At 69.2% G+C, this 16,852-nt stretch carries 17 protein-coding genes; 11 read left to right on the top strand and 6 right to left on the bottom strand.

What is annotated here, in order from left to right:
* Window positions 1–24: 24 nt before the first annotated feature.
* The 3 genes from pdhA to VIM54_RS02915 are packed head-to-tail and all read left to right on the top strand — an operon-like array spanning window position 25 to window position 3,460.
* A complete protein-coding gene (gene pdhA / locus VIM54_RS02925) occupies window positions 25–1,149 on the top strand; it encodes a pyruvate dehydrogenase (acetyl-transferring) E1 component subunit alpha (RefSeq protein WP_331899028.1) in 1,125 nt (374 codons plus the stop codon).
* Window positions 1,146–2,171: an alpha-ketoacid dehydrogenase subunit beta gene (locus VIM54_RS02920; protein ID WP_331899027.1), complete on the top strand. Its 1,026-nt coding sequence runs from the start codon at window positions 1,146–1,148 to the stop codon at window positions 2,169–2,171. The genes pdhA and VIM54_RS02920 overlap by 4 nt, the downstream gene beginning before the upstream one ends.
* Window positions 2,168–3,460 carry a dihydrolipoamide acetyltransferase family protein gene (locus tag VIM54_RS02915; protein ID WP_331899025.1) on the top strand — a complete coding sequence of 431 codons (1,293 nt, stop codon included), beginning with the start codon at window positions 2,168–2,170 and terminating at the stop codon, window positions 3,458–3,460. The genes VIM54_RS02920 and VIM54_RS02915 overlap by 4 nt, the downstream gene beginning before the upstream one ends.
* Window positions 3,461–3,463: 3 nt before the next feature.
* On the opposite strand, the gene VIM54_RS02910 is transcribed toward VIM54_RS02915, so the two are convergent.
* A complete protein-coding gene (locus VIM54_RS02910) occupies window positions 3,464–3,973 on the bottom strand; it encodes a DinB family protein (RefSeq protein WP_331899024.1) in 510 nt (169 codons plus the stop codon).
* A 78-nt stretch (window positions 3,974–4,051) separates the two neighbouring features.
* On the opposite strand from VIM54_RS02910, the gene VIM54_RS02905 reads away from it, so the two are divergent.
* Window positions 4,052–5,371 carry an HNH endonuclease signature motif containing protein gene (locus VIM54_RS02905; RefSeq protein WP_331899022.1) on the top strand — a complete coding sequence of 440 codons (1,320 nt, stop codon included), beginning with the start codon at window positions 4,052–4,054 and terminating at the stop codon, window positions 5,369–5,371.
* Window positions 5,372–5,465: 94 nt separating this feature from the next.
* On the opposite strand, the gene VIM54_RS02900 is transcribed toward VIM54_RS02905, so the two are convergent.
* Window positions 5,466–6,047 carry a GNAT family N-acetyltransferase gene (locus VIM54_RS02900; RefSeq protein WP_331899020.1) on the bottom strand — a complete coding sequence of 194 codons (582 nt, stop codon included), beginning with the start codon at window positions 6,045–6,047 and terminating at the stop codon, window positions 5,466–5,468.
* 87 nt (window positions 6,048–6,134) lie between these two features.
* The gene (locus tag VIM54_RS02895) at window positions 6,135–6,731 is read right to left on the bottom strand and encodes a TetR/AcrR family transcriptional regulator (RefSeq protein WP_331899018.1); all 597 of its coding nucleotides are present in this window, start codon (window positions 6,729–6,731) and stop codon (window positions 6,135–6,137) included.
* A 118-nt stretch (window positions 6,732–6,849) separates the two neighbouring features.
* Here VIM54_RS02895 and VIM54_RS02890 point away from each other — a divergent pair, with 118 nt between their 5' ends.
* The 5 genes from VIM54_RS02890 (at window position 6,850) to VIM54_RS02870 (ending at window position 13,179) form a co-directional block, all read left to right on the top strand.
* A complete protein-coding gene (locus VIM54_RS02890) occupies window positions 6,850–8,457 on the top strand; it encodes a carboxyl transferase domain-containing protein (RefSeq protein ID WP_331899016.1) in 1,608 nt (535 codons plus the stop codon).
* Between the two features lie 5 nt (window positions 8,458–8,462).
* A complete protein-coding gene (locus VIM54_RS02885; RefSeq protein ID WP_331899014.1) occupies window positions 8,463–10,472 on the top strand; it encodes an acetyl/propionyl/methylcrotonyl-CoA carboxylase subunit alpha in 2,010 nt (669 codons plus the stop codon).
* A 26-nt stretch (window positions 10,473–10,498) separates the two neighbouring features.
* Window positions 10,499–10,984, top strand: coding sequence for a MaoC family dehydratase (locus VIM54_RS02880; RefSeq protein ID WP_331899012.1), 486 nt, complete (start codon window positions 10,499–10,501; stop codon window positions 10,982–10,984).
* Window positions 10,981–11,787 carry a CoA ester lyase gene (locus VIM54_RS02875; protein ID WP_331899010.1) on the top strand — a complete coding sequence of 269 codons (807 nt, stop codon included), beginning with the start codon at window positions 10,981–10,983 and terminating at the stop codon, window positions 11,785–11,787. Before VIM54_RS02880 ends, VIM54_RS02875 begins: the two co-directional genes overlap by 4 nt.
* Window positions 11,788–12,246: 459 nt before the next feature.
* Window positions 12,247–13,179, top strand: coding sequence for an aldo/keto reductase (locus VIM54_RS02870; RefSeq protein WP_331899008.1), 933 nt, complete (start codon window positions 12,247–12,249; stop codon window positions 13,177–13,179).
* 24 nt (window positions 13,180–13,203) lie between these two features.
* Here the strand turns inward: VIM54_RS02870 and VIM54_RS02865 are convergent, their stop codons facing one another.
* Both VIM54_RS02865 and VIM54_RS02860 read right to left on the bottom strand, forming a co-directional pair.
* Entirely contained in the window at window positions 13,204–13,548 is a 345-nt protein-coding gene (locus VIM54_RS02865; protein WP_331899006.1) for a hypothetical protein, read from the bottom strand.
* Window positions 13,549–13,660: 112 nt separating this feature from the next.
* Window positions 13,661–14,287 (bottom strand): TetR/AcrR family transcriptional regulator, encoded by a 627-nt coding sequence (locus tag VIM54_RS02860; RefSeq protein ID WP_331899005.1) that lies wholly within the window; start codon window positions 14,285–14,287, stop codon window positions 13,661–13,663.
* A 325-nt stretch (window positions 14,288–14,612) separates the two neighbouring features.
* On the opposite strand from VIM54_RS02860, the gene VIM54_RS02855 reads away from it, so the two are divergent.
* Both VIM54_RS02855 and VIM54_RS02850 read left to right on the top strand, forming a co-directional pair.
* A complete protein-coding gene (locus tag VIM54_RS02855; protein WP_331899004.1) occupies window positions 14,613–15,968 on the top strand; it encodes a pitrilysin family protein in 1,356 nt (451 codons plus the stop codon).
* A gap of 29 nt (window positions 15,969–15,997) precedes the next feature.
* A complete protein-coding gene (locus VIM54_RS02850) occupies window positions 15,998–16,600 on the top strand; it encodes a histidine phosphatase family protein (RefSeq protein ID WP_331899002.1) in 603 nt (200 codons plus the stop codon).
* On the opposite strand, the gene VIM54_RS02845 is transcribed toward VIM54_RS02850, so the two are convergent.
* Window positions 16,597–16,852 (bottom strand): GNAT family N-acetyltransferase (locus VIM54_RS02845; RefSeq protein ID WP_331899000.1); only part of this gene is annotated, 256 nt, incomplete at its 5' end. The two genes, VIM54_RS02850 and VIM54_RS02845, sit on opposite strands and share 4 nt — an antisense overlap.

Genomic DNA, 16,852 nt, shown 5'->3' with positions numbered 1-16,852 from the left:
GGTGCATCCAGATCGTGAGGCCCATTGTTGCGTCCATCCGCATCCAGTGACATCCGCAGTGAAATCCGCAGCACCGAGCTGCTCGTACAACTGTTGAACCCCGACGGCGACCGAGTCCCCGATCCGGAGTTCGACCAGTGGGTTGCCGACGTCTCCGGCGAGCAACTCCGCTCCCTCTACGAAGACATGGTCGTCGTGCGCCGAATCGACACCGAGGCGACGGCACTGCAGCGCCAGGGCGAGCTCGGCCTGTGGCCGCCGCTGCTCGGGCAGGAGGCCGCGCAGATCGGCTCGGCCCGGGCGCTCCGCGGCGACGACTTCGTCTTCTCCAGTTATCGCGAGAACGCCGTGGCCTACTGCCGCGGGGTGCCGGTGGGCAAGTTGCTCGCCGTGTGGCGCGGCACCGCGCTCAGCGGCTGGAACCCCTTCGACGTGGGGATGGCGACCCCGGCCGTGATCATCGGAGCGCAGACGCTGCACGCCACCGGCTACGCGCTGGGCTGCCTGCAGGACGGGGTCGACTCCGTCGCCGTTGCCTACTTCGGTGACGGGGCGACGAGCGAGGGCGACGTGAGCGAGGCGATGGTGTTCGCCGCCAGTTTCCAGGCACCGGTGGTGTTCTTCTGCCAGAACAACCAGTGGGCCATTTCGGAGCCGGTCGCGCTCCAGGCCCACCGGTCGATCGCGGACCGCGCACCCGGCTTCGGCATCCCGAGCCTGCGCGTGGACGGCAACGACGTGCTCGCGGTGATGGCCGCGACGAGGATCGCGCTCGACCGCGCCCGGAGCGGGGGCGGACCCACCTTCATCGAGGCCGTGACCTACCGCATGGGGCCGCACACGACATCCGACGACCCCACCCGGTATCGCGATCCGGCCGAGCTCGAGCGGTGGGCGGCGAAGGATCCGATCCACCGCTTGGGCGCCTACCTCGAGCACGAGGGCCTGCTCACCGAGGAGTTCGAGGCGTCGGTGAAGGCGAAGGCGGATGAGGTGGCCCACGAACTGCGCGCCGCCTGTCTCGCCCTCGACCCGCCGCATGCCCTCACCGTGTTCGACAACGTGTACAGCTCGGCCCATTCGGGGCTCGAGCGGCAGAAGAGCCAGTACGCGGCCTACCTCGCGATGTTCGAGGAGGCGGCGGAGTGAGCACCACCACGACCACCGAGCTCACCCTCGGCAAGGCGTTGAACGCCGGCCTGCGTCGCGCCGTCGCCGAAGACGATCGCGTGATGCTGCTCGGCGAGGACATCGGAAAGCTCGGGGGAGTATTCCGGGTCACGGACGGGATGCTCGACGACTTCGGTCCGCGCCGCATCGTCGACACGCCCCTCGCGGAGTCCGGCATCATCGGCACGGCGATCGGGCTGGCCTTCCGCGGGTTCCGACCGGTGTGCGAGATCCAGTTCGACGGGTTCATCTATCCCGGCTTCGACCAGATAGTGGCCCAGGTTGCCAAGCTGCACTACCGCACGGGGGGAGCGGTGAAGATGCCGATCACCATCCGCGTGCCGTTCGGCGGCGGCATCGGCGCCGTCGAGCACCACTCGGAGTCGCCGGAGGCGTACTTCGCCCACACGGCCGGGCTGCGGGTGGTGAGCTGCTCCACTCCCCAGGATGCATACGACCTGATCAGGCTCGCGATCGCGAGCGACGACCCGGTGCTGTTCTTCGAACCGAAACGGCGCTATTGGGCCAAGGGCCCGGTCGACCAGGAGCTCGCCCACCCGCTGCCGCTCGAGAGCGCGCGGGTCGTGCGAGAGGGCACGGATGTCACCCTCGTGGCCTACGGACCGCTCGTGATGACCGCGCTCGACGCGGCGATCGCGGCCTCGGACGACGGAGTCTCGATCGAGGTCATCGACCTGCGTTCGCTCTCCCCGATCGACCATGGGACGATCGAGGCGTCGGTGCGGAAGACGGGTCGGCTCGTCGTCACCCACGAGGCCGCGCAGTCCGGGGGCCTCGGGGCGGAGATCACCGCGAGCGTCACCGAACGCTGCTTCGACTTTCTCGAGGCGGCGCCTGCCCGAGTCACCGGATTCGACGTGCCGTACCCGGCCGCGTCGCTCGAAGACCACTTCCTTCCCGATCTCGATCGCATCCTCGACGCCGTCGACAGAGTGCTCGGCAGACGCAACTCCCTCACCGGTTGGAGCGCGGCCAAGTGAGCGAACTCAAGGACTTCCGCCTCCCCGACCTCGGGGAGGGTCTCACCGAATCCGAGGTCGTCGCCTGGCGCGTGGCCGTCGGCGACACCGTGGAACTCAACCAGATCATCGCCGAGGTGGAGACGGCGAAGGCGCTTGTGGAGCTGCCGTCGCCCTTCGCCGGGGTGATCGGCGCGCTGTACGCCCAGCCCGGGCAGGTGGTGCAGGTGGGCGCGCCGCTCGTGGGCTTCGAGGTGGTGGCGTCGGCGGAGGTGCTGGTGGTGGCGTCGGCGGAAGTGCCGGTGGAGGCGTCGGCGGAGGCGCCGGCTCAGGGTGCCGAGGCTCCCGTTCTGCGAGAGGTGGTACTCGTCGGCTACGGGCCAAAGGTCGAGGGAGGTCGTCCCCAGCGCCGGGCACGCTCGGCCGGCTGGCTCGAGCGGGCGGACACCGCCCACGACTCGCGTTCTCACCGCCCGTCCCCGCCCCTGCGCAAGCTCGCGAGCGACCTCGGGGTGGACCTCGACACGGTCACCGGGTCGGGAACGGGCGGGCTGATCACCCGGGATGACGTGCGCAAACGCGGCTCGGCCGTCCCACCCGCGACGGTGGCGCGCGAAACCCGCACGCCGATCCAGGGCGTGCGCAAGCTCACCGCCCAGGCCATGGTCGCCAGCGCCTTCACGGCCCCGCACGCGACCGAGTTCCTCACGATCGACGTGACGCCGTCGATGGAGCTCCTCGAGCGGCTCAAGGCGTCGAGCGCCTTTCGTGGAGAGCGGCTCACCATGCTCACGGTCGTGGCGAAGGCCGTCTGCCTGGCCGCGGCGCGCACCCCCGTCGTCAACTCGCACTGGGACGAGAAGGCCGACGAGATCGTCCAGTTCGGCTACATCAACCTCGGCATCGCTGCGGCGACTCCGCGCGGCCTCATGGTGCCGAACATCAAGGATGCGCACGGCCTCGACCTCGTGTCGCTCGCCCGTGCGCTCACCGCGCTCGTTGAGCGGGCCAGGGAGGGCAAGAGTACGCCGGCCGAGCTCGGCGGAGGCACGATCTCGATCACCAACATCGGCGTCTTCGGCGTCGACGCCGGAACGCCGATCCTCAACCAGGGGGAGGCGGCGATCCTCGCGATGGGGGCCGTGCGCCGCGCGCCGTGGGAGCACCACGATGTCGTTGCGCTGCGGCACGTGATGACCCTGAGCCTGTCGTTCGACCATCGACTCGTTGACGGGTCCGAGGCCTCGCGATTCCTCGCCGATGTGGGCACCATCCTCTCCGACCCGGGGATGCTGCTGACGATGGTGTGATCGCTACTCGCCCACCACGCCGTCGATCGACTCCCGCAGCAGGTCGGCGTGCCCGTTGTGGCGGGCGGTCTCCTCGATGAGGTGCACGAGGATCCAGCGGAGGCTGTAGCGCTCGCCGCTGCGGGACAGTTCGACGGACAGGTCGTCGAGTCCCGCGGCCGTGGCCACCGCCCGGGAGCGGGCGCAGGCGGCCTCGTAGAGGGTGCGCAGGTAGCCTGGATCGTCGTCGGGCGCGGAGTGGAACTCCCAGTCCCGGTCGTCCTGCCAGGGCGCACTCGCCCACGGCTCGGCCGGCGGGCGGCCCAGGAACGACTCCTGCATCCAGCTGTCCTCCACGTAGGCGAGGTGCTTGAGCAGGCCGGCCAGGGTCAGCCCGGAACTCGGCAGGCGCCGGTCGAGTTGCTCCCGGTCGAGGCCCTCCGCCTTGAGCAGCAGCGTCGCGCGCTGGTAGTCGAGAAACTGTTCGAGGGTCGCGCGTTCGTCGGCGATCGTGGACGGGTCGGTGCGAGTCACGGCTACAGCCTCGCAGATGCCGGGATTTCGCTCGTTTGGAGGCCCTTAAATGTCGGTGGTTGGGCGTTGAGTTGGTCCATGGATACCTCCCAGGGTGGCCCGGATCGCGCACCGATCGGCGGGATGGCGGCCGGCGGGATGGCGGCACTGAGGCCTCTCATGGCCGACACGATCGGCGACATTCTGGATCTCGCCGCGTTGCTGGAGCGGATGATCGCCCAACTTTCAGGGGCACGAGCGGAGACGATCGAGCGCGCCAGGCTCTGGAGCCTCACCACCGAGAACGCGACATCATTAGAGGGATCCGCTGCAGTTAGGGCGCGGATGGCGCGGCGGGTGCTCGTGAGCGAGCTGGCGTGCGCCCTGCGAATCTCTGAACGAGCGGCCGACACCCTGGTGGCCGAGAGCGCCGCCCTCGTGAACGACCTTCCCGCCACGATGACCGCGCTGTGTGCGGGGGACATCGGGTACCGACAGGCGCAGACCATGGTTGACAACGTCGCGACCCTCACCGACGAGGACCGAGCCGAGCTCGAGCAGCTGGCATTGCCCCGCGCGGCCGAATCGACGCCGGCCGCCTTCGATCGACGAGTGCGCGCACTGCGGGACAGCATCGATCCGGGCTCGGCCGCACCCAGGCACTCGCGGGCTGTCGCGGACAGGCGCGTGGATTGCACCGGCAGTCGGGACGGCGTGGCGTGGCTCTCGGCCTACCTCCCGGCAGTTCAAGCGGTCGCGATCTTCTCGAGGCTCACCGACGCGGCGCGGGCACTGCAGGCGACCGACGAACCGCGCACCCTTGACCAGCTGCGCGCCGACCTGGTTGGCGAGGCGCTCCTCGACGGAAGCGGGCACAGCCGCTCCGACGATCTTGGTGAGCTGGCCGCGCTGAAGCGGATCCGCCCCAGAGTGCTCGTCACCGTGCCCGTGCTGACTCTTCTCGGGCGGGGCGACGAGCTGGCGAATCTCGACGGCTACGGCCCCATCGACCCCGAAACGGCCAAACAACTCACCGCAGAGGCGCCAAGCCTCACCCGCCTGCTGACCCATCCCGAAACCGGGGCTGTGCTCTCGGTCGGACGACGTAAGTACCGCATCTCCGCCGACCTTCGGGCCTGGCTGCGGGTGAGGGACGGCACCTGCCGGTTCCCGGGCTGCGGGCGCAGCGCAGGCAGCTGCGATCTCGACCACACCGTGGACTGGCACTACGGCGGCGCGACCGCCTGGCACAACCTTGCCCACCTCTGCCCGAAACACCACAGGCTCAAACACGTGGGCGGCTGGAGCGTCACCCAGACGAACGCCGGCCCCGATGCCGGCGAGCTCACCTGGACCGCCCCCAGCGGGCGCAGCTACACGACCGCACCGGCCGTGCGGATGGCGCGGCCAGCGCAGTGAGGTTGGGCCTACTGTGACGGCACGAGGGGATGCGCGGCGCCCTCACTGCTGCGTCGCACGATTCGTGCGACGGTCGGCCCGATTGGCCGCACGGTCATCCGTGCTGTGCGCGCAGGAGAACGCCGACGCCGCCGGTGAAGGTAGTGGTGTGGAACCGTTCCCCGCGCGCGACCTCCTCAAAGTCCCACCGCTCGTGCAGGGCAATCGACGCTCGATTCTGGGCGTTGACGATGTACCAGGCGTGACTCGTGCGCTGCCAGATCCATTCGAGGCGCGCTTCGGTGAGCGCCGCACCAAGGCCACGTCGACGGAAGACCGGATCCACGGTGACGCCTCCCAGGTAGTGACCGGCGGGGGCATCGCCGTCAGACCGGCGCCAGAAATGCGTCTTCGCCCACCCCGCGACACAGCCGTCGATTTCGCCGACCACCACGAGCCTCGCCGGGTCGGATATAGCCGCCTCGATCGCTGCGGGCGGGGACACCGCTCTGCCGACTGCCCGCTGGAGGCGAACGATGGAGCCCAGGTCACCCGGGAGCGCGAGGCGGACGATGCCGACTCCTTCGGCGCTCGACCGAGAGACCGCAACCGGCGCATAGTCGGCGAATCGTTCGCCTCTCGTGCTGCGGCCAGCGTTGCCCCTCCCCGGGTTCGAGTGACGTTTCCGCGGATCCATGCCTTCAGGCTATCGACGTCGGGGACACCGCTCTGCCGACTGCCGGATCACGAGGCGGGCCATGGGTGCCGCGTCGGGAGCGCGCCCTCAACCGAGCAGCGCCCAGGCCATCTTCTCGAGCTCGTCGTGCATGGTGGCGCGGGGCAGCGACCGGCTGCTCGAGTGCGGCGTCGAGTTGAGCAGGCCGAACGTCGCGTGCGCCCGCATCCGCAGCACGGCCGTGTCTTCCCGCGGATTCCGGCGGGCGAGCACCCCCACCCACAGCTCGACGTAGCGGCGTTGCAGGGTGCGCACCGCGTGGCTGTCCTCGTCGGCCAGGCTCTCCAGGTCGCGATCCTGCACGCGGATCACCTCCGGATTCGAGAGCGCGAAGTCGGTGTGGAAGCGGATGAGCGCGCGAAGCGCGGCCGTGTCGTTCGCCGCGGCGTCGACGACCGCGAGCCCGCCGGCCAGCAGGTCTTCGCTCACGCCGACGAGCAGGGCGGCGAGCACGGCCTGCTTCCCGCTGAAGTGACGGTAGACAGCGGGACCGCTGATTCCCACGGCCGAGCCGAGGTCTTCGATCGAGACGCCGTTGAAGCCGCGGGCCGCGAAGAGCCTGGCCGCCGCGGTGAGCAGCGCGTCGCGTCGATCCGCCTTCGCCCGGCTGCGTTCGGTCGCCTGCTCTGCCGGAGCATCGGCCATGAGTGTCCCTCTTCCGCGTGTTCTGCACAACTATAGACAATTCCAGTTAATGAACGCTAACCTGATTTGAGTTAACGCGCACTAACCGAATTTGCGGGGGCGCACGAGGGACCTGTCGATGAAGACTCTGAGCGACCGGCAGGACACGGCGAGCGCGACCTTCCGCCGCAACGACGCCGCCCAGCGGGCGCTCGTGGCGGACCTCCGGGAACGGCTCGCCGTCGCCGCGGCCGGCGGCCCCCAGGCCTCCCGGGATCGTCACGTCGCGCGCGGAAAGCTCCTGCCGCGCGAGCGCATCGATCGACTGCTGGATGAGGGCAGCCCCTTCCTCGAGATCGCCCCGCTCGCCGCGAACGGCCTGTACAACGACGAGTGCCCCGCCGCCGGCGTGATCGCCGGCATCGGCCTCGTGCACGGGCGGCACGTGCTCGTGATCTGCAACGACGCCACGGTCAAGGGCGGCACCTACTACCCGATGACGGTCAAGAAGCACCTGAGGGCCCAGGAGATCGCGCTCGAGAACCGTCTCCCGTGCGTCTACCTCGTCGACTCGGGCGGCGCGTTCCTGCCGCGGCAGGACGAGGTCTTCGCCGACCGCGACCACTTCGGCCGCATCTTCTTCAACCAGGCCAGGATGTCGGCGGCCAGGATCCCGCAGATCGCCGCCGTGCTCGGCTCCTGCACTGCCGGCGGCGCCTACGTTCCGGCGATGAGCGACGAGGCGGTGATCGTGCGCGGACAGGGCACTATCTTCCTCGGCGGCCCGCCGCTCGTGAAGGCGGCGATCGGCGAGATCGTGACCGCCGAGGAACTCGGCGGGGGAGACGTGCACGCCAGGATCTCCGGGGTCACCGACCACCTTGCCGACAACGACGCGCAGGCCCTTCAGATCGTGCGGGACATCATCGAGACGCTCCCCGCGCCGTCCGCTACGGCGTGGGCCGTGCTGCCGAGCCGCGAGCCCGCCGCCGACGTGACCGAGCTCTACGGGGCGGTGCCCACGGATGTTCTCGAGCCATACGAGGTGCGTGCCGTGATCGCCCGGCTCGTGGACGCGAGCGAGTTCCACGAATTCAAGAAGGAGTACGGCCAGACCCTCGTCACCGGTTTCGCTCACCTGCACGGGCATCCGGTGGGCATCATCGCCAACGCCGGCGTGCTGTTCAGCGACTCCGCGCTCAAGGGCGCGCACTTCATCGAGCTGTGCGACCAGCGGGGCATCCCGATCGTCTTCCTGCAGAACATCTCCGGCTTCATGGTGGGTCGGGATGCCGAGGCGGGAGGCATCGCCAAGCACGGGGCGAAGATGGTCACCGCGGTGGCGACGACGCGCGTTCCGAAGCTCACGGTGGTGATCGGTGGGTCGTTCGGCGCCGGCAACTACTCGATGGCCGGCCGCGCGTACTCTCCCCGGTTCCTCTGGATGTGGCCGGCCAGCCGGATCTCGGTCATGGGCGGGCCGCAGGCCGCGTCGGTGCTCGCGACCGTGCGCCGGGAGCAGCTCGAGTCCAGAGGAGAGGAGTGGTCGGCCGACGACGAGGCGGCCTTCACCGTCCCGATCCGCGAGCAGTACGAGACGCAGGGCAGCCCCTATTACTCCACCGCCCGCCTCTGGGACGACGGCGTGATCGACCCGGCCGACACTCGCACCGTGCTCGGCCTCGCCCTCGGGGTGTGTGCACACGCGCCCCTCGGCGAGACCGCCTTCGGCCTGTTCAGGATGTGACGCCCGTGACCACAGCACTCGTCACCCCCGCCCCCTTCGATACCGTGCTCGTCGCCAATCGCGGCGAGATCGCCTGCCGCATCATCGGCACGCTCCGGAGGCTAGGCATCCGATCGGTCGCCGTCTACAGCGATGCGGACCGCGGGGCGAAGCACGTCGCGCTCGCCGACCTTGCCATGCGGATCGGGCCGGCATCCGTGCGGGAGAGCTACCTCAACGCCGACGCGATCCTCGCCGCAGCGACCGCCTCCGGGGCGCGGGCCATCCATCCCGGCTACGGCTTCCTCTCCGAGAACGCGGAGTTCGCCACGGCGTGCGCCGCCGCCGGCATCGTCTTCGTCGGGCCGGCGGTCGACGCGCTCGAGATCATGGGCGACAAGATCCGGGCGAGAAAGCACGTCGCCGAGCACGGCGTCGCGGTGATCCCCGGCATCGCGGAACCGGGCCTCAGCGACGAGCAACTCGCCGTCGCCGCCGAGTCGATCGGCTATCCGCTGCTCGTGAAACCGTCGGCCGGCGGTGGGGGCAAGGGCATGGAGATCGTGCGGGAACCGGGCGCCCTTCCCGCGGCGCTGGCTGCGGCGCGGAGGCTCGCCGTTGCCGCCTTCGGCGACGACACCCTGCTCCTCGAGCGACTCGTCTCCCCGGCCCGCCACATCGAGGTTCAGGTGCTCGCCGACGGGGCCGGGAACGTCATCCACCTGGGCGAGCGGGAATGCTCGCTCCAGCGCCGCCACCAGAAGGTGATCGAGGAGGCGCCGTCGCCGCTGCTGAGCCCGGATGCCCGCGCGCGAATCGGCGAGGCCGCCTGCGCGGTCGCCAGGAGCGTCGGCTACACGGGGGTGGGAACCGTCGAATTCCTCGTCGGCAACGACGACCAGGACGAGGCGTTCTTCATCGAGATGAACACCCGTCTGCAGGTCGAGCACGGCGTGACCGAGCTCGTCACCGGGGTGGACCTCGTCGAGTGGCAACTGCGCGTCGCGGCCGGGCAGGCGCTCACGCTGCGACAGGGTGATATCCGGCTCCACGGGCACGCGATCGAGGCCAGGATCTACGCGGAAGACCCAGAGCGCGGCTTCCTGCCGAGCACCGGGAGCGTGCTCGCCCTGCGCGAGGCGACCGGCGCCGGCGTGCGGGTGGACAGCTCGCTGCTGCCCGGCCTGGTCGTCTCCGCCGACTACGACCCGCTGCTCGCCAAGGTCATGGTGTGGGGAGAGGACCGCGCGATTGCCCTCGCCCTGCTCGACCGGGCGCTCGCCGACACCACCGTTCTCGGCGTCGGCACGAACATCGAGTACCTGCGGCTGCTGCTCGCCGACCCGGACGTACAGAGCGGTCGCCTCGACACCGGACTGATCGATCGCCGCCTGCCCGAGCTCGTGTTCCCGCAGCCGGACGACACGCTGTACGCCGCCGCCGCGCTGCTCGAGCACAAAGCTCGATGGGACGCGCCGCCGGTGGGCACCGCGTCGGAACCGTGGACGCACCATAGCGGCTGGCGGATGGGCGAGCCGCGACCGAGCCGGTACAGCTTCGCCGCCGAGGCGGGGACGGCCGTCGACGTGTCCGTCGTCGGGCAGCCGAGCGACGCCACCGTCACCCTCGGGCGGCCCCATCGCGCGCGGCTGCAGGTGTCGGGCGACGGCCTCACTCTCGAGCTGGACGGGGTTCTGCAGTCGTTCCGCTTCGCGCGGGACGGCCAGACGATCTGGCTCGGCCGGGCCGGCTTCTCCCGGGCGCTGCGCCTTCGCTCGCGCGAGGCGCAGCTCGTGGCCGCCGTCGCCGTCGACGGGCCGCGAAGCCCGGAGGTGCGCACCCCCATGCCGGGCACCGTCGTCGGGGTCTCGGTGGCCAGTGGCGACACCGTCGAGGAGGGGCAGACCATTCTCGTGGTCGAGGCCATGAAGATGGAGCACCGGGTCACCGCCACCATGAGCGGCACCGTCACCCTCGCCGTCACGCGGGGCGACGTGGTCAGATCGGACCAGGTCGTCGCCTCGGTACTGTCATAGGAACAGAGAGCAGTGGAGGAACCGTCATGACCGAGGAACGCCGCATCGTGGAGCAGCGCGGGCTCTACTTCGAGGAATTCGAGTTCGACGTGGTCTACCGCCACAGTCCGGGCCGCACGGTGACCGAGGCCGACAACGTTCTCTTCACGACCCTCACGATGAACACCCAGGCCCTTCACCTGGACGCGGCGTGGGCCGCGACGCAGCCGTTCGGCGAACGGCTCGTCAACTCGATGTTCACGCTCGCGACGATCGTGGGCGCCTCGGTCACCCAGCTGACCCAGGGCACGATCGTCGCGAACCTCGGCTTCGGTGAGGTCGCGTTCCCGCATCCGCTCGTTCATGGCGACACCCTCTACTCCGAGACCGTCGTTCAGGCCAAACGGCTGTCGGCATCCCGACCGGGGCAGGGGATCGTCACCCTCGCGCACACCGGCCGCAACCAGCACGGTGTGGTCGTCGCGACGGCGCTGCGCTCGGCGCTCGTCTGGTGCGAGGGAGCCTCGCGGTGACATTCACGATGGGGCCGTCGCTGCTGTTCTGCCCGGCGGATCGGCCAGACCGGTTCGCGAAGGCGCAGGTGCGGGCGGATGCCGTGATCATCGACCTCGAGGACGCGGTGGCCCCGCAGAACCGCGCGGCGGCTCGCGAGGCACTCATCGCCAACCCGCTCGACCCCGAGCGCACCATCGTGCGGCTCAACCCGGCGGCCACACCCGACTTCGTGCTCGACCTGGAGGCGCTCGAGCTCACCGCGTACCGAACGGTAATGCTCGCGAAGGCGCAGGGCGTGCGGGACCTCGACGACCTCGCCGGGCTCGAGGTGATCGCCCTGTGCGAGACCGCGGCAGGCGTTCTCGCCGCGCCGGCTCTCGCCGCCGCCCCGGGAGTCGTCGCGCTCATGTGGGGCGCCGAGGACCTCCTCGTGTCGCTGGCCGGCTCGTCGAGCCGGCGCGCCGATGGAGGGTACCGCGACGTCGCGCGCCATGCGCGCTCGACGGTGCTCCTCGCCGCGGCGGCGTCGGGCGTGGCGGCGATCGACGCGGTGTTCCTCGACCTGCCGAATCTCGCCGGTCTCGCCGACGAGGCCCGGGATGCCGCCGAGAGTGGATTCGCGGCGACCGCGTGCGTGCATCCGAGCCAGGTCGCGGTGATCCGCGAGGCGTACACCCCGGGCGAGGAGCAGTTGCGGCTGGCGAGGGAACTGTTGGCGGCCGCGGAGGGCGAGTCCGGGGTCTTCCGTTTCGACGGGCAGATGGTGGACGGGCCGATCCTCGGTCACGCCCGGCGCCTGGTTCAGCGCGCCGGTCACTGAACGACCGCTCCACCGTCGAATTGGCGAAGGGCCGCCCGGCACCCGAAGCCGGCGGCCCTCCTGTCGCCCGTTTAGAGTCGGCGCGAGACTGTGACGAAACCACAGCACGCTGTGGGCGGTGGTTCCTCAAATGCGTTTGGCGCATCCTCTACGCCTTCGAACCTAGGCAACGGGCCCTCTGTTTGCCAGTGAACTCGAGGAATCCCCGGCGGCTGCCAAGGATTCTCCCAGCCTTCGCCGAAACTGCCGCGCGAATGATAACGATTCGGGTACTTAACCCACAATTCACACGAGCTTCCACGGTTTGTCACACGGCTGACCTATGGTCGAAATCAGACAGCTGGTTACCTGATTTCGCCGGCGGTCGATAGATAACACCGGGGGGTGGAAATGACACGGGTATTGCCCGACACAGCGAAGGCCGCAGAGAGCGCATCGGCGTTGGGGGATACCCAGCCGATGGTCCTGACGCGCGCCCGCCGCCGACTCGGCCAGTCCGATCTCAGTGTCTTTCCGCTGGCGATCGGCGGCAACGTCTTCGGCTGGAAGGCCGACACCGACACCACGACAGACATTCTCGACGCCTATGCCGAGCACGGCGGCAACTTCGTCGACACGGCCGACTCCTATGCGGGTGGCCGTAGCGAGATCATGATCGGCAACTGGATGCGCGACCGCCGCAACCGGGCGGAGATGGTGGTCGCGACCAAGATCGGCAAGAGCGCGGACAACCCGGGCCTCTCGGCCGGCGCGATTCGCCGTGCAGTCGACGCCTCGCTCGAGCGGCTCGGCACCGACTTCATCGACCTGCTCTACCTGCACATCGACGACCACACGGTGGACTTCGAGGAGACGCTGCTCGCCGTGGACGACCTGGTCCGGGCCGGCAAGGTACGGTTCTCCGGAGCGTCCGACCATTCCGGCAACCGGCTCATCGAGGCCAGGGTCATCGCGGCGCAGCTCGGTGTGACGCCCATGGTCGCCCTGCAGAATCACTACAACCTCGTGCACCGCAAGGAATTCGAGGGTGACCTCGCGCGAGCGGCAAGCCAGCAGCGCCTCGGCGTGATGCCCCGCTTCGCGCTCGCGAGCGGCTTCCTCACCGGCAAGTACCGCACCAGGGCCGACCTCGCGCGCAACAGCCGGGGCAAGGAGTCCGCGCAGTACCTCAACAAGCGCGGCCTGCGCGTGCTCGCGACCCTGGACCAGGTGGCCTGGGAACAGCGGGTGAGCGTCGGGGCGATCGCCCTCGCCTGGCTGTTGTCGAAGCCGGACATCGTGGCACCCGTTGCGAGCGCGACAGGCGCAGACCAAGTGCGCGAGCTCGTTGCGGCGGCGCACGTGCAGTTGAGTCGCCACCAGCTGGCCGAACTCGACCGCGCCTCGGTCTGAGCCGACCGCGGCCGACCGGCGCAGTTAGCCGAGACCCGGGATGTGCAGCCAGCCGGCGGCGATGAGAACGACGACCGAGTTGAGCACGAGTGCGATGAACGTGGCCGTCGACGAACCACCGCGACGCTTGCCCGGCAGGATCACGAGCGCAATGAGCACGGCCTCGAGCACGAGCGAGAAGACGAACGTGGTGAACGGCACGGGCAGGGCGACGAACACGGAGACGAGCATTAGCCCCGCCAGCACGAGCTCTGCCACGGCGAGGAACGAGTTGCCACGCTTGCCCCGCAGTCTGACGATTCCGTCGTAGACGGCCAGGGCCGCGGCCAGAATCGTGATGATCAGCAGCCAGGTGAGCGTGACGGTCATGGGGTCCTCTCGACGAACGACGGCCGCCGGTGCGGTGACCGCTCCCTAGACTAGCGAAGGCCAGACTAACGAACGCCAGCGGTCGCCGACGGGGAGGGAAGCTCGAGAACGCTCAGCGTCGGCTGTCGGCGAGGATGCGCTCGGCAACTCGCTGCAGGGCGGCGACCGCGGCGATCGAATCGCCGACGTAGCCCCCGGTCAGCGCGCCGTCGCGGGCGAGCACGAACTCGTCGCCGGCGTCGCCGGGCAGAGGATGTCCGATCGCCTTGAAGAGGTCGGTGATGACGCCCGCGTACCAGTCGCGGTGTTCGAGCACCAGTTCTCGCACCGGGTGGCGAACGTCGGTGAACTCGATGGCCGCGTTGATGAACGCGCAGCCCCGGAACCCGGGCGCCTCGATGGTCGCGACAACGTCAGCGGTGTGCGCGCGAATGGCGTCTGCCGGATCGGGGGTGGCCTCGACGAGCGCGTTGAGAGCGGCGACGAAGCTCTGGTGGCGCGCCGTGACGTAGTCGAGGATGAGGCGGTCCTTCGACCCGTAATGCTTGTAGAAGGTGGCCTTGGTGACGCCGGACTCGCTGATCAGCCGGTCGATTCCGACGCTGCGGATGCCCTCGTCGTAGAAGAGCCGGTTGGCGGTCTCCAGGATGCGGATCTTCGCCGGTGCGGGCGGGTGCACCCGGTGCGGCCGGGATACCCGGGCGCGCTGGCCGATCGGATCAGTCTCAACAATCGGCACAGCGTGGCTCCCTCGGGCTTTTCGGCTAGGTGTCCTCCAAGCCGTTCGGCAGCAGGCCGGACCTCGGGGGTGGTCCGACGTTTTGCCCCGCAAGCATTGTGCTTGCGGTGTATTATGTGGTTCGCTCGCCTCGGGTGGCGAGCTGTCGGACGAACCTTCGGGTGGTTCGTCTGACGTTTAACACACTAACACAGCGATGAGGACAGACAAGTCGGTTTGTCCTCTTTTTTCGGGAAGGGTGCACCCCAGTTCGGGGGCCTCTTCGGGGGTCCCTCCGGGTGTCCCCGAATCCCTCCATCGGCGCTCGTGACGTAGGCTCTGTGCAATGACTGGTGCAGCCCCGCTTCCCCTCGACCAGGCCGAACTGACCTTCACCGCATCCGGCGACTCCCTCGTGCGACGCAGCGTTCTGCCAAGCGGCGTGCGTGTGCTGAGCGAACAGGTTCCCGGGGCGAGAAGCGCGACGATCGGCTACTGGGTGGCCGTCGGCTCACGCGACGAGGTGGTCGCCACGTACGGAAGCACCCACTTCCTCGAGCACCTCCTCTTCAAGGGCACCGCGAATCGCACCGCCCTCGACATCGCGGTGAGCTTCGATGCCGTCGGCGGCGAGCACAATGCGATGACCGCGAAGGAATACACCTGCTACTACGCGAAGGTGCAGGACAAGGACCTTCCGATGGCGGTGGAAGTGCTCTCCGACATGATCACGTCATCGGTCATCGACCCGATCGAGTTCGAGAACGAGCGCGGAGTGATCCTCGAAGAGCTCGCGATGGCGGACGACGACCCGTCAGACGTCACGAGCGAGCGATTCTTTGAGGCGGTGCTCGGCGAGCATCCGCTTGGCCGGCCGATCGGGGGAAGCCCGGAGGCCATCCAGGCCGCCACCCGCGAATCGGTCTGGGAGCACTACCGAGCCAACTACCGAGCCCGCGACCTCGTGATCACCGTCGCCGGCGCTGTCGACCACGACGAACTCGTCGCTTGGGTCACGCGAGCGCTCACCGCGGCGGGGTGGGACCTCTCCATCGAGGCGACCCCCGTCGAACGGCGCGACGCCACCCACGACGTGATCGAGCGCGGCAGCCCCCTCGTGGTGGTTCACCGCCCGATCGAACAGGCGAACATCCTGCTCGGCGTGCCGGGCATCCCGGCCGCCGACGAACGCCGGTCGACGCTCGCCGTGCTCAACTCCGTGCTCGGGGGCGGAATGTCCTCTCGTCTCTTCCAGGAGATCCGGGAGAAGCGCGGCCTCGCGTACTCGGTCTACTCGTTCTCGCCGAGCTACTCGGATGCCGGACTGTTCGGCCTCTACGCCGGATGCTCGCCGGCCAAGGCGACCCAGGTCACCGAACTGCTGCTCTCCGAATTCCGGCGCCTTGCCACCGGGGGAATCACCGACGACGAGATGCGCCGCGCCGTCGGACAGTTGAGCGGGGCATCCGCGCTTGCGCTCGAGGACTCCGATACTCGGATGTCGCGCCTCGGCCGCTCGGAGATCACCCTCGGCGAGTTCGCCGACCTCGACGAGTCGCTGCGCAGGCTGTCGCTCGTCACCGCCCATGATGTCCGTGAGCTCGCCGTCGAGCTCGCGGCACGACCGCTCTCGATCGCCGCCGTCGGCACGATCGACGCGGCGACGTTCGATGGACTCGCGCTCGAGCCCATCGCCGTGTGAACAGCACCCCAAGGAATTCAGGAACAACGATGTCCCACTTCATATATCTGGTCAGGCACGGCGAGCAGCAGGACGCTGAGCACGGACTGCCGGACGGACCGCTCTCCGCGCGCGGGGCGCGCCAGGCGAAACTCGTCGCCGATCGCCTGAGCGGCGTGCCGTTCACCGGGGCGTGGCATTCGCCGCTCCAGCGTGCGGAAGAGACGGCGAAGATCATGACGGCGAGCATGCCGAGCCTCGACGCCCAGCCGTCCGCGCTGCTCTTCGACTGCATCCCCTCCGGCCCGACCCCCGACATGCCGCACGCCTTCGAGCCATTCTTCGGCTCGGTCACGCGCCAGGAGATCGAGGCCGGCGAGGCGCAGATGGCAGATGCCGTGGCCGAGTGGCTGACGCCGGCGCGGGAGGACCGCCATGACCTGTTGATCACCCATAACTTCGTGATCGCCTGGTTTGTGCGCGAGGTCTTCAGCGCCCCCGCCTGGCGTTGGATGGGGCTCAACCAGGCCAACTGCGGCCTCACGATCATCCGGGTGCGGTCGGCCAAGCCGCCCGTGCTCATCACGCACAACGACCTCGGGCACCTGCCGGCCGAGCTGCGCACCGGGTTGCCAGACGGGCAGCCCTTCTAGCTCAGCCGTTTCGAATACCAGTTGGTGGCGTTCGGGTTGTCGTTGTATGCGGGGATCTCCACGAAGCCGCTTGAGCGGTAGAGGCCGCCCGCCGCGGTGAGGCTCGAATTGGTGTCGAGCAGCAGTTCGTCGGCGCCGAAACCGCGTGCATTCGCCTCGAGCTCGGTGAGGAGAGCCCGGCCGAGTCCCCGGCCCCGGGTGAACGGGCGAAGGTAGAGGTGCTTGACTTCGAATCGGCGGCGGGCCGCCCCC

It is taken from the genome of Lacisediminihabitans sp., assembly GCF_036569425.1.
Taxonomy (GTDB): Bacteria; Actinomycetota; Actinomycetes; order Actinomycetales; family Microbacteriaceae; genus Lacisediminihabitans.
Note: the sequence above shows the minus strand (reverse complement) of the source record. Positions and strands in the feature narration are given on the sequence as shown.

Bases quoted from the DNA above. Each gene is read 5' to 3' on its own strand.
- VIM54_RS02905 (WP_331899022.1), top strand. From the start codon at position 4,052: ATGGATACCTCCCAGGGTGGCCCGGATCGCGCACCGATCGGCGGGATG.
- VIM54_RS02900 (WP_331899020.1), bottom strand. From the start codon at position 6,047: ATGGATCCGCGGAAACGTCACTCGAACCCGGGGAGGGGCAACGCTGGC.
- VIM54_RS02895 (WP_331899018.1), bottom strand. From the start codon at position 6,731: ATGGCCGATGCTCCGGCAGAGCAGGCGACCGAACGCAGCCGGGCGAAG.
- VIM54_RS02890 (WP_331899016.1), top strand. From the start codon at position 6,850: ATGAAGACTCTGAGCGACCGGCAGGACACGGCGAGCGCGACCTTCCGC.
- VIM54_RS02880 (WP_331899012.1), top strand. From the start codon at position 10,499: ATGACCGAGGAACGCCGCATCGTGGAGCAGCGCGGGCTCTACTTCGAG.
- VIM54_RS02870 (WP_331899008.1), top strand. From the start codon at position 12,247: ATGGTCCTGACGCGCGCCCGCCGCCGACTCGGCCAGTCCGATCTCAGT.
- VIM54_RS02865 (WP_331899006.1), bottom strand. From the start codon at position 13,548: ATGACCGTCACGCTCACCTGGCTGCTGATCATCACGATTCTGGCCGCG.
- VIM54_RS02855 (WP_331899004.1), top strand. From the start codon at position 14,613: ATGACTGGTGCAGCCCCGCTTCCCCTCGACCAGGCCGAACTGACCTTC.
- VIM54_RS02850 (WP_331899002.1), top strand. From the start codon at position 15,998: ATGTCCCACTTCATATATCTGGTCAGGCACGGCGAGCAGCAGGACGCT.